This is a genomic window from Paenibacillus tepidiphilus, from assembly GCF_008635795.1.
GTDB lineage: Bacteria > Bacillota > Bacilli > Paenibacillales > Paenibacillaceae > Paenibacillus_AQ > Paenibacillus_AQ tepidiphilus.
The window spans coordinates 167,456-179,419 of record NZ_VWRQ01000014.1 but is presented as its reverse complement, the minus strand read 5'-3'; the positions used below and the strand labels follow the sequence as shown (position 1 = coordinate 179,419).

Below are 11,964 nucleotides of genomic sequence, written 5' to 3'. Positions count from 1 at the left end.
GCTGTACGTCTCAGCAGGCGTACAGGCATGAATGTTCCGGCCCAAAGAATTAACTGATCTCAAAGCCCGGTAATCCAATATTATCCTATGTAAAATTATCCGTAAATTTATATTTTTGATATAATGTGAAGTTCATAGAATTGCAACAAGCCCGCCATGAACTGGCGGGCTTGTTGCATTATTAGATATGATGTTCATCGGCAGAGGAACCACCGGATCACTGCAGGACCAGCCGTCTACACTTCCTCCGTTGCCGGTTCAGTTCCGCCCAGTCTCCTTAACTCTCTGCAGATTTCGGCAACCTCCTCCTTGTCGCCCCGGCGGTCCGTGAGGATTTGGAAGCAAGACCGGCCTGCGGCATCAATGGCCGCCAGTAGCTCGCTGATGGCCCGGTTAGCCGCCTCCAGCGAGGCGGCAGGCTTGGCGAGCAGCTCCTCCGCCCGCTCCGGCACACCCGCCAGCAGCCGTGCGTTCTCTATTACCGCACCGCTTGCCGCCTCCGGCACCCAATGACCACTCTCCCGGTCGGCCAGGGACATGGCAATCATTGCGGACAAAGTGACCAGGCCGGAGGTTCTGTCAATTACGTTGTTAACCGAATCAAGCAGCCTTTCTTCGTCCGCTTCAATTTGCTCCGCAGCAGCATTGACCCGCCGGAGCAGAGCGGCAGTTTCCTCCAGCAACTGAATCCGTGCCGCTGTCCTGCCGTACTCATGCTCCACAGCACCCCTCTGCAGCGGACTATCCGGTCTCTCCAGCTCGCTCTCACAGATTTGCAGGAGATTGCGGCCAAAGGCGATTCCTGTCTGCAGGCGCCCAATCTCTTCGCGCGCTGCCTCATTCAGCCGGCGGATGTCCATAACGCCCGTCTCCAGCTTCTCTCGTTCTTCTCGCAACTGAGTCACAGTCCCGTCGATACTGCAGCGCACCTTATGGTACGCATTCACATAGTGCTTAAGCGGATTGCGGCGCAAAATCCGGCCCATTAGCCCGATATGCTGGCTTTGACTCAGCTTGCCGCATTCCGCGCGCAGCTTGAGCGTCAAGTCGGGCAATTCCGCCCACTGCTCCGGCAATTCACCGGAGATATACTCAAACGGCCCGAGGAACCCCTCCGCCCCTTGCAGCGACTCCTTCGGTTTAACAGACGCCTCCATCCAGTCTTTAAGTGCAGATCCGCCCGACTGCAAGCTTCTTTCCAGCCACAGCTTGGCATTGCCGGCCGCTCCCTGTTCATCTTCAAGCTTGAGCTCAGTTATCTGCATGGACATGTTTCTCCTCCTGTAATTTCGCGGACTGCCGTAACGCTGAACCATACGGTCCGGCGGGGAGGAACCGTAACCGGTTTCGGCGTATTTAACGACAGCGCCCCTATTCAAACTTATATCTCTCTACAGTTCTCTATTTATATTATGACGCGAATTTCTCCAAAAAGTTGTTCACCTGTTTCAGGACTCCAACGTTTCCCATGATCAAAAAGCCGCCCTAAAGGGGCGGCCCGCAAACAAAAATATTTAACGGTCAGGCTTGTCTGCCCGCTTCTTTTTTCCTTTTGGCGGAGCTGTACAGCATGGTTCCGACGAATACGGCAATCAGTACGGTAAAAAATATGGCATGCGGCAACTCAAAGCCGAAGGCACCGGCGAGCATCTTGCCCGCAATAAGTGCGATAAGAATAAAAGCGGCCTGCTCCAGCTCGGGGAATTTGCCGATCAGCTTCAGGAAGACCTGCGCCACACCGCGCATCATCAGCACGCCGAGAATGCCTCCAAGGAACAGCACCCATACTTTATCGCTTAAGCCGAAGGCGGCAATGACACTGTCAATGCTGAAGGCAATGTCCATCAGCTCGACCATCAGCACCGTTTTCCAGAACGAAGCTCCTTTGACCTCGGTGTCCGGGTCTGCTTCCGCACTGTGCTTAAACAGGCCTTTGTAGGCGATATAGAAAAGATAAAGCGCCCCCAGCACCTTCACCAGCGTAAACTTAATCAGATACGTCCCCAGCCCGATCGCCAGAAACCGGAAGATATACGCGCCGAGTATCCCGTAGAACAGCGCCTTCTTCTGCTGCTCCTTCGGCAGATGCTTGACCATTACGGCCAGGACGAGCGCATTGTCCGCCGAGAGCAGGCCCTCCAGCAGCACCAGACTTCCGATGATCCCCCAGCTTACAGGGTCGGACAGCGTGGCTGCAATATCCCCCCAGGAAAAGAAATGTCCGTAATTCTCGCTGATACTCTCGAAAAATCTGCTAAACCAATCCATCTCCCCATGCGCCTCCAACCTATGAATAAACGAAAGGAAACGGCACCGCCCGTCAGGGCGGCAACCGTTTCTGCATACAAAGATAAAGTGCAAATGTCTCGGGACACTTGAACACCATTTGTTACTGGATCGCACTTGCTTCGTCCAATACAGCGTAAAGCTGCTCTATTACTATAACTCATTCATTTACAATATTCTAGTTATCTGCCTCACAACACCTTCGACAGAAACTCCCGGGTCCGCTCATGCGACGGGCTGCCGAAGAGCTGCTCCGGCCTGCCCTCCTCGACGATCTGGCCCTGCTCCATGAAGATGACCCGGTCGCCGACTTCGCGGGCGAAGCCCATCTCATGGGTGACCACTACCATGGTCATTCCCTCGCGGGCCAGGTCCTTCATGACAGCCAGCACCTCGCCGACCATCTCCGGGTCAAGGGCCGAGGTCGGCTCATCGAACAGCATGATCTTCGGCTCCATCGCCAGCGCCCGGGCGATGGCCACACGCTGGGCCTGTCCGCCGGACAGGGAAGCCGGATACGCTTCCGCCTTCTCGCTGAGACCGACCTTCTGCAGCAGCTCCAGCGCCTTGCGGCGCGCCTGCTCCTCCGGCCATTTGCGGACCTGAACGGGGGCCAGCATGATGTTCTCGATCACCTTTTTATGCGGGAACAGATTGAATTGCTGAAAGACCATCCCGACATCCCTGCGTATATCGTTAATCTTCGTGTCCTTCGACAGCAAAGATACGCCTTCAATGATAATCTCGCCTTCCTGCGGCTGCTCCAGCAGATTGAGGCAGCGCAGAAAGGTGGATTTGCCCGAGCCCGAAGGCCCGATCACCACCACCACTTCGCGGCTGTGAATGTCTACGTTAATATCCGTCAGCACCTTATGGGCGCCGAATGATTTCTGTAAATTCCGGACCGTAATGATTGGCTCCATAAGCGGTTACACCCTCCGTTCAATATAATTAAGCAGCTTGCTAAGCGAGTAGGTGAGGATGAAATAGATGACGGCGGCGGTTAAATACGGCTCCCAGATCCGCAGGTATTGCCCTTTCATCGTGTTGCTCCAGTACATAATCTCCGGGGCGGCGACCAGCGCCAGCAGCGAGGAGTCCTTCACCAGCACGATAAATTCATTGCCGAACGCCGGAACCATCCGCTTGATCGCCTGCGGCAGAATAATGAAGCGCATCGCCTGTCCTTTGGTCATTCCCAGGGATAATGCGGCTTCCCGTTGTCCGGGGTCAATGGACTGAATGCCGGCACGGAAGATTTCTGCGGAATAGGCGGCAGAGTTCAGCGATAGCGCCACAAAAGCGGTAATCAGCGCGTTGGTCTTACCATAGATCGGCGGAATCAGCCCGAAGTGCACGATCAGAATCTGCACATAGAGCGGGGTTCCGCGGAAAAAATTGATATACGAGTGAAACGGCCAGCGCAAATACGCTTTCGGCGCCATTTTGCCAAGACCCAGGCCCAGCCCCAGAATGGACCCGAATATGATGGAGACAATGGATACGCCAATGGTGAACAGCGTTCCCTTAAGTAATACAGGTAAATAATGCACGATGATGTCGAATCGGAAATCCATACCATTCTTCCCTTCTCTTCTGCTTATCTTCTCTCTGTTTCTGCTTCAAAAAAAGAAGCATGCGCAATAGCTATCATTACGCATGCTTGGGTGTTCACCCGCCCTGCTTACTCTGCACTCAGCAGTGTTGCCGTGTCCGGCTCTTCGCCGAACCACTCTTTGTAAATTTCCGCGTATTTGCCGTTCTCAATTACCGTCTTGATGGCCGGGTCAAGCTTGGCCTTCAGCTCGCTGCCCTTCGGATACAGGACGCCGTAATATTCAGAGCCGAAATTCTCTTTATCGATAATGCCCTTCAGTTTCTCCTTCGGATTGTTCTTGATATATTCGTTGACGATGGCGATATCGGCCACCACCGCATCGGCTCCGCCGCTGTTCAGTTCCATCAGCGCCACAGCGTTGCTGTCGAAGCGTCTCAGGTTGCCGTTATCCACACCCATAATATCGCTCATCAGCTCATCGGCTGTCGTCGCGCCCTGCACGGCAACCACCTTGTCCTTCAAATCGAGCGCGCTCTGGATGTCGCTGTCTTCTTTGACCATAATCATATTGGTAGATTCAAAATAAGGGATAGAATAGTCATAAGTTTCCTTGCGCTCATCGGTGATCGAGACCGAAGAGATGCCCGCATCATATTCCGAGCCCTGCTTCACACTGGTAAGCATCGTATCCCAGCCGGTGTTGGTTACCGTATAGTCGAGACCCGCTTCTTCCATCACTGCTTTAATGAAGTCGATATCGAAGCCCTTGACCTTGTCGGTATCCATATACTCCATCGGTGCGTAGCTGGCATCGGTCGCGAATTTGATCGTCTCGCCGGACGCTTCACCGCCGGAGGTCTCGTTATTGTTCGAGCCACAGCCCACCATCGCCAGAACCAGCATCGCAGACATCGCAGACACAGCCCATTTCTTTCTGTTCCCCATTCTCCAATCCCCCTACCTTTTTGTAAAATACTTAAAGAGATTTTATCAGATTAAAGCGACAGTGACAATTAACTTTTCTCATATGTGTCATGTTATATAACATAATTATCGAAGGTTTGTAACATTTATGTATGAAAAAAAGACAGCTTCGTCATTGGAAGCTGCCTTTCGTTGCTTATCAATATAGATTCTCTGCTGTTTAGAACGTGAGGTCACCGTCATAGGAAGCGATCAGGCGGTACAGCTCCGGACGGCGGTCGCGGAAGATGCCCCATTCGATTCGGCCGACCTCCAGCGCGTCGAGGTCAAATTCGCTGACCAGCACTGCCTGCTCGTCGCGTCCCGCTTCGACAATCTTGTTGCCCTGCGGTCCGGCGATGAACGAGGAGCCGTAGAAGTTGATGCTGGACTCTTCATCGCTCTCTTCGCCGATACGGTTGGAAGCTACCACAGGGATCAGATTGGCCGCCGCATGGCCAAGCATGCAGGTCTGCCAGTGATCCTTGGAATCAATGCTGCCATCCTGCGGCTCCGAGCCGATGGCTGTCGGGTAGAACAGGATCTCTGCGCCCATCAGGCTCATGACGCGCGCCGCTTCCGGGTACCACTGGTCCCAGCAGACGCCGACCCCGATCTTGGCGTATCGGGTGTTCCACACCTTGAATCCGGTATCCCCGGGATTGAAGTAGAACTTCTCTTCATAGCCGGGTCCGTCCGGAATATGGCTCTTGCGGTATTTGCCCAGCACCGTGCCGTCGGCGTCAATCACCGCGAGCGAGTTGTAGCGGGCATAGTTCTTTTTCTCATAGAAGCTGATTGGCAGTACTACCTGCAGTTCCTTGGCGATCTCCTTAAAGTGGTTCACGGCCTTGTTCTGCTCAAGCTCAGTTGCGTAGCTATAATAATCGGATTTCTCCTTCTGGCAGAAGTAAGGGGTCTCGAACAGCTCCTGCAGCAGGATAATCTGTGCGCCCTGGGCGGCCGCTTCACGTACCAGCGTCTCCGCCTTGCGGATATTCTCATCAATGTTGCCGGAGCAGCTCATTTGCGTCGCGGCTACTTTTACGTTTCTCAATGATTGTTCCTCCTTGCTGTTAGGTTAGTTAACCGACGGCATCTGCTGGGTCGTGCAATGCACATTGCCGCCTTCGCCAATCACGGCCATGCCGTTCACGGTACGGATTCTGCGGTCCGGGAACAGCGCAGACAATTTCTCGGCGGCCAGCTTGTCGGTCTCCTCGGCAGCGCCGCCTCATCGAGATTTAGAGAATCGTACATATGTAAGAGTTTCTTAGCCATTGGTATAAAAGGGAGGGCAAGTAATGTACTTTGCCCCTTCGTGCAGCGAGCGCTGGCAACTTCGTTTTGTTGGCTGTCATGTAAACCATGGCGATCAGATTTTCAACGTTTCGGTAACTTCTCGCTCGATGTTTAGCTGCCTGAACCAGACCGTTGATTCCCTCAAGTAAACCATTGGTAAGACGGCTGTGAAACCAGCGGAGAATGCCCGATCGGTGTTTCTTTACAGTCTGCGCTACTTTCATTATCGGCTCTACCTGGGAACGCTCCGCCCAGCCCAGCCACTCCTTCAAATACAGATCGGCATACACATGCCGTACTTGCCACAAATCCTGCAGAGCCAGCTTTAAGCGGTACGCTCTTCCCGTCTGCAGGTTGCCGTCTTTGAGACGTTCCAGCGTCTCTCGTTGCTCAGATGTTAGTTTGTCCTCATTTTTAAGCCAGATGTATTTGGTCTTCTTCAGCTCTGGTGCTTGCTTTTGTTCCTGAATCCGGACTTGGTCTACGGCTTCGCCTACCAGCTTCATGACGTGGAATTTGTCAAAGATAATCTCGGCTTGAGGAAATGACGCCTCAATGCCCCGAATGAACGCAGGAGACAAGTCGCAACACACTTCTTCAATCTGTTCAGCTGGAATCCCTTTGTAGCTCAAGTACTGGCGGAATTGGGCCAAGGTGTCTTTGCCTTTTCCTTCCGCTGCGAACAAAACAATTTTGCGGTCAACGTCCACAAATAAGGTGATATAGCGATGACCACGTCTGGACGAGGTTTCATCGATCGCGATTCGTTTGACGGTTGTTACATCTAAGGATGCCATTGCTTTATCCACATAATGATGAAAAATCCGCCACATCCGCGTATCATGCTCCCACAGTTCGCGTGCAGCCGCATTGACAGGCATTTCGGCCATCAGTTGCATCGCCCAGGACTCGAAGGCCAAGGTGAAGTGAGCAGCCGGCCGCGACCACTTGACCAGAACTTGTGTCACTTTGCTACAGGAATGACAGCGTACCCGGGGTACACGCACATGCATAAACGTCTTCTATTCCCAGAAATCCAGATGACGCCACACTTTCAATGGAGCGACGTGAGCTTTGGAAGCTTTTCCACACAAGGGGCAAGCAAATTCAGCACCCGGTTCAAAGTCCATAAAGAGATGCCAAGCCTGCTCCTGATCATCAAACGAAATTTCTTTCAGTTCCCAAGGAGCCTCTACCTGAAGAGCTACTTTAAACAACTCATAAATCACATACTGTTCTCGATTTTTTGATGTCCACATTTTGCATCCGCTCCTATTAATCTTCTTAGAAGCAGTATGCACGTACTCTCTTTATTTTAGACTTCGTCCATCAAATAGAGCGATGAAGCAAAAATTTTCCACCTCAAAAATTTTAGATTGAGCCTGTTATCATTAATCACTTCTTGCATATTCATTTGCATTGTTCATAATTTCTGACAATATGACAAGGTGAACATTCTCAAAACGTGTGGGCAAGAGTTAAAGGGAGGCGACTAGGTGTACCCATTGTCCGCTATCGAGTCATTCTGCATGCCCAAAATGATGCACATCCGAAAACTTTATGAAAACCTTACGTACGAATTGATGAAGAGGAACTGGTATTAAAGGTCAGCCCTTCACTCTTTATAGAAATACAAAAATGTATATATTGTGTAAACTATTACAAATATTCTAATATAGTGTATACTGCTAAATGGGAGGTGACTTTTGGTATTATTTAGGAAAACGGTTCTTGATTTTAATAATTGCAAATCATTTAGGAGGGACCCTTGTGAAAAGAAATTTAAAAATGTTTTCTGTACTGTTGGCATTCCTCATGTTATTTGTTTATTGCGTTCCGGCTCCTCAAGCGAATGCCGACAGTACTTTGGTTCCAACTGAGAAGCTGACACAATTAAGTGGTGAAGATCTATTAAATACACTCTTAAACAATGGACTCGTAATACCCGAAGCATTAGAGAAGGAAAAAGAATATACAGAAAATGCTGTAAAAACAATTATTACCGATATCCAGCGGGGAGTAACAAGTGCAGAACGAATCCCGTATAACTATACGGAACTGGCAGAGTTAGCCAGAAGAGTCGTGGCTATATCTGCACAAAATAATAAATCTCTTTTAGCTAGCTATACGTTAGTAAATAGTACAGTAATAGGATCATGGTCAGATACCTATCTTGGATATAATTGTTATGGATATTCCATAGGTAATCATGTCTTCAAAGATCCAGGCTATCATTCAAATCAGGGCGGCTTCAGTATGAGTTTACCTATTGCAAGTATGGCGGATTTAGTAATTAGTGATCTAAATGCACTTGGATATTGGGCTTTAAAGACAACCACAAAACCATCGTCATTGAATTACTATGAAAAAGTAATAGCTATCAGAAAAGGAAACTCTGATTACCATTTTATGAAAGGCGATACTTCAGGTAACGATTGGACACATAAACCAGGAGGGAGCAATCCTCTGAGATGGAAATATTCGTCCCCTGGAGCTACGATTTGGACAAATGAATATTCCGCTTATAATGTAAGTAACAGTGGAAGTTTGACATACGATAGCACAATTTATTACATTAAGTATTGGTTAAAAAACGGTCCTGGTCCACAACCTACCAAAATTGATCCTACAATTTAAATTGAAGGTTATCTCATTTTGATCTCGTACAGGGGGGGCCGGATTGCCTATTAACACAATCAAAGTCATCCGACTAAGACGACTCTTCATTTGTTCAGTTCTTGGCTTGTTACTGCTTAGTGTCGGGTGCGCACTGAAGACGAAAGAAGAACCAAAGCCAAAGTCTGTAAGCGTACCTTCGGATGAAATGATCTCCATACCCTGGAATGAAGGTTGGTCACTCGCAGTCAGTATCACCCCGGGCATCCCAGTTGAACTACGCGGCAATGATGAAGTTATGTATGAAATATCTGGCGATACGAGCTGCTTAATCGTGTATTCCGAGGAAAAACTCGAAAGTATGAGCAAGGGGGGAACCCGCAAGTATGCGGAGGAGCTTTTCTACTGGAACCCATTCTTCGGGAATTCTACATTGCAACCCACCGAAATTGGAACCTCATGGATTCGTATAGTCCGTAAAGAGGAAGGCCATACGACTGGTTTGGTTTTGATTAAAATATTTTCTTCGGCGGGCAAGACAGCAGACGGTGTCGGAGGCGTGACCTTCAAAGCAGATATCATAGCAAGCCTGGAATTCCCTCGACAAAACGGTGCTTACCAGAACATCTCAGACCAGCAATTAGAGACAATTGAATCCACCTACACAAATTAAAGGACAAAAAGAAGAATGCCTTGGATTATACATAGTCCAAGGCATCTTTTTATTCAGCTTTCTTTTGTGGCTCAATCTAATAATTCGAGCAATTCGTTGATATCGCAGTAGTCATGCCCATCGGTCAGGAGATGAAAGTCAGCTTTACTTCGTCCACTCCTCCGACATTGTAAATAAAAACATTAAAATTCACTACTCGGTTACCTCTGTGAATAAAATTAGAGTTTTCGTCAATTAAACAAACAAAAACAAGTCTCTCAAATTGCTCTAAGCTCTTAGCAATGGCTTAATATGCACTTTATTTTAGAATTCTGCCCACTGCTAGTACATATTTTAAATAGTCGCCATAATTAGCAGCTGCAAACTCTGTTTTCTGCTGAAATACTTGACCTTCTGCGAGGGCTGGACGAGGACGTTGTTGTTCTGTTGCTGGGTTAAGATCAGCCTCCATTTGATAGGTCTTATTAAATAATGGTTGTGAATGATTTGTTAGATAACTAGAAACTGCCTGCAAGTACGCTAGATTCATTCGTACTTGCAGGCAGTTTTAATTTATAGTATTTCACTATATTTTACAGTTTATAGATTCTCTGCTGCTCAGAACGTGAGGTCACCGTCATAGGAAGCGATCAGGCGGTACAGCTCCGGACGGCGGTCGCGGAAGATGCCCCATTCGATCCGGCCGACCTCCAGCGCGTCGAGATCAAATTCGCTGACCAGCACTGCCTGCTCGTCGCGTCCCGCTTCGACAATCTTGTTGCCCTGCGGTCCGGCGATGAACGAGGAGCCGTAGAAGTTGATGCTGGACTCTTCATCGCTCTCTTCGCCGATACGGTTGGAAGCTACCACAGGGATCAGATTGGCTGCGGCATGGCCAAGCATGCAGGTCTGCCAGTGATCCTTGGAATCAATGCTGCCATCCTGCGGCTCCGAGCCGATGGCTGTCGGGTAGAACAGGATTTCTGCGCCCATCAGGCTCATGACGCGGGCCGCTTCCGGGTACCACTGGTCCCAGCAGACGCCGACGCCAATCTTGGCGTAGCGGGTGTTCCATACCTTGAATCCGGTATCGCCGGGATTGAAGTAGAACTTCTCTTCATAGCCGGGTCCGTCCGGAATATGGCTCTTGCGGTATTTGCCCAGCACCGTGCCGTCGGCGTCAATCACCGCGAGCGAGTTGTAGCGGGCGTAGTTCTTTTTCTCATAGAAGCTGATTGGCAGCACTACCTGCAGTTCCTTGGCGATCTCCTTAAAGTGGTTCACGGCCTTGTTCTGCTCAAGCTCGGTAGCGTAGCTGTAATAATCGGATTTCTCCTTCTGGCAGAAGTACGGGGTCTCGAACAGCTCCTGCAGCAGGATAATCTGTGCGCCCTGGGCGGCCGCTTCACGTACCAGCGTCTCCGCCTTGCGGATATTCTCATCAATGTTGCCGGAGCAGCTCATTTGTGTCGCGGCTACTTTTACGTTTCTCAATGATTGTTCCTCCTTGCTGTTAGGTTAGTTAACCGACGGCATCTGCTGGGTCGTGCAATGCACATTGCCGCCTTCGCCGATCACGGCCATGCCGTTCACGGTACGGATTCTGCGGTCCGGGAACAGCGCTGCCAGCTTCTCGGCAGCCAGCTTGTCTGTCTCCTCGGCAGCGCCGCCGAACACCGGCAGGATAATGCCGCCGTTCACAAAATAGAAATTCAGATAACTGAGTGTCAGACGGGTACCCTCATATTCTCTGTACGGCGGCTGTTGCAGCTTCACAATCTCCAGCTTGCGGCCCTTGGCATCCACTGCCGTCTCCAGAATACGCAGGTTCTCCTGCGTAATGGCATAGTTCTCGTCCTGCGGGTCGTCGCAGACCTGGATAATGACTTTACCGGGAGCTGCGAAGCAGGCGATGTTATCCACATGGCCATCCGTTTCGTCGCCGCTAAGGCCTCTCGTTAACCAGATGATGGACTCCGCACCCGTAAATTCGCGCACGTAGCCTTCGATCTGTTCACGGCTCAGCTCCGGGTTGCGGTTGGCGTTCAGCAGGCATTCCTCAGTGGTAATCAGGGTGCCTTCCCCGTCGGTATGAATGGAGCCGCCCTCCATCACCAGCGGAGCATCCAGCTGCTTGACCCCGTAGTGCCCCAGGATCTGCGGCGCCACCGCATCATCGAGATCAAACGGCACGTATTTGCCGCCCCAGGCGTTGAACTTCCAGTTCACCCCGGCCAGTTTGCCTTCCTTGTCCATGACAAAGGTCGGTCCGTTGTCGCGCAGCCAGGCGTCATTATGACGGATCGGCAGCAGCGTCACATTGTCGCCAAGATTCAGCTTCGCTACCTGCTCTTCTTCTTCCGGGTTGACTAGCACCGTCACCGGCTCGAACTCAGCCATGGCGCGGATGATCTCCGCGTATCCGGCGCTCACGGACGGATAGTTGTCCGGATAGACCATCGAGGCCTGCACCGGCCAGGAGATGAAGGTCCGCTCATGCTTCGCCCACTCCGCCGGCATTTTATATTGCAAATCATTAAGATTCATGTGTTGGTTACCTCTGCGAATGAAATTAGAGCCTTCCGCA

12 protein-coding genes and 1 pseudogene are annotated in these 11,964 nt (G+C 50.6%); 2 read left to right on the top strand and 11 right to left on the bottom strand.

All coding sequences use genetic code 11. The annotated features are described in order from the left end of the window. Positions 1–236 precede the first annotated feature (236 nt). From F1379_RS18570 to F1379_RS30345, 9 genes and pseudogenes are all read right to left on the bottom strand, one after another. Positions 237–1,271: a toxic anion resistance protein gene (locus F1379_RS18570; RefSeq protein WP_150272545.1), complete on the bottom strand. Its 1,035-nt coding sequence runs from the start codon at positions 1,269–1,271 to the stop codon at positions 237–239. Positions 1,272–1,521: 250 nt separating this feature from the next. Beyond that, the gene (locus F1379_RS18565) at positions 1,522–2,268 is read right to left on the bottom strand and encodes a TerC family protein (protein ID WP_150272543.1); all 747 of its coding nucleotides are present in this window, start codon (positions 2,266–2,268) and stop codon (positions 1,522–1,524) included. A gap of 209 nt (positions 2,269–2,477) precedes the next feature. Next, a complete protein-coding gene (locus tag F1379_RS18560; RefSeq protein WP_150272589.1) occupies positions 2,478–3,200 on the bottom strand; it encodes an amino acid ABC transporter ATP-binding protein in 723 nt (240 codons plus the stop codon). A 15-nt stretch (positions 3,201–3,215) separates the two neighbouring features. Beyond that, on the bottom strand, positions 3,216–3,863 hold the full coding sequence (locus F1379_RS18555; protein WP_150272540.1) for an amino acid ABC transporter permease: 648 nt from the start codon (positions 3,861–3,863) through the stop codon (positions 3,216–3,218). Between the two features lie 107 nt (positions 3,864–3,970). After that, the gene (locus F1379_RS18550; protein WP_150272538.1) at positions 3,971–4,789 is read right to left on the bottom strand and encodes a basic amino acid ABC transporter substrate-binding protein; all 819 of its coding nucleotides are present in this window, start codon (positions 4,787–4,789) and stop codon (positions 3,971–3,973) included. A gap of 199 nt (positions 4,790–4,988) precedes the next feature. Beyond that, positions 4,989–5,864, bottom strand: a complete 876-nt coding sequence (aguB, locus tag F1379_RS18545) for an N-carbamoylputrescine amidase (protein ID WP_150272534.1) — start codon at positions 5,862–5,864, stop codon at positions 4,989–4,991. 24 nt (positions 5,865–5,888) lie between these two features. After that, positions 5,889–6,041 (bottom strand): annotated as a pseudogene (locus tag F1379_RS18540) (agmatine deiminase family protein); the annotation flags it as partial. 10 nt (positions 6,042–6,051) lie between these two features. Next, on the bottom strand, positions 6,052–7,122 hold the full coding sequence (locus F1379_RS18535) for an ISL3 family transposase (protein ID WP_239004732.1): 1,071 nt from the start codon (positions 7,120–7,122) through the stop codon (positions 6,052–6,054). Positions 7,123–7,131: 9 nt separating this feature from the next. Further along, a complete protein-coding gene (locus F1379_RS30345) occupies positions 7,132–7,368 on the bottom strand; it encodes a hypothetical protein (protein WP_239004731.1) in 237 nt (78 codons plus the stop codon). Between the two features lie 511 nt (positions 7,369–7,879). On the opposite strand from F1379_RS30345, the gene F1379_RS18530 reads away from it, so the two are divergent. Together F1379_RS18530 and F1379_RS18525 are read left to right on the top strand one after the other, a co-directional pair. Beyond that, positions 7,880–8,746: a hypothetical protein gene (locus tag F1379_RS18530; RefSeq protein WP_150272536.1), complete on the top strand. Its 867-nt coding sequence runs from the start codon at positions 7,880–7,882 to the stop codon at positions 8,744–8,746. Positions 8,747–8,789: 43 nt separating this feature from the next. Beyond that, a complete protein-coding gene (locus F1379_RS18525; protein ID WP_239004730.1) occupies positions 8,790–9,398 on the top strand; it encodes a hypothetical protein in 609 nt (202 codons plus the stop codon). Between the two features lie 597 nt (positions 9,399–9,995). Here F1379_RS18525 and aguB (F1379_RS18520) read toward each other — a convergent pair. Together aguB (F1379_RS18520) and F1379_RS18515 are read right to left on the bottom strand one after the other, a co-directional pair. Then, the gene (gene aguB, locus F1379_RS18520) at positions 9,996–10,871 is read right to left on the bottom strand and encodes an N-carbamoylputrescine amidase (protein ID WP_150272534.1); all 876 of its coding nucleotides are present in this window, start codon (positions 10,869–10,871) and stop codon (positions 9,996–9,998) included. 24 nt (positions 10,872–10,895) lie between these two features. Then, positions 10,896–11,924, bottom strand: coding sequence for an agmatine deiminase family protein (locus tag F1379_RS18515; RefSeq protein ID WP_150272531.1), 1,029 nt, complete (start codon positions 11,922–11,924; stop codon positions 10,896–10,898). Positions 11,925–11,964 lie beyond the last annotated feature (40 nt).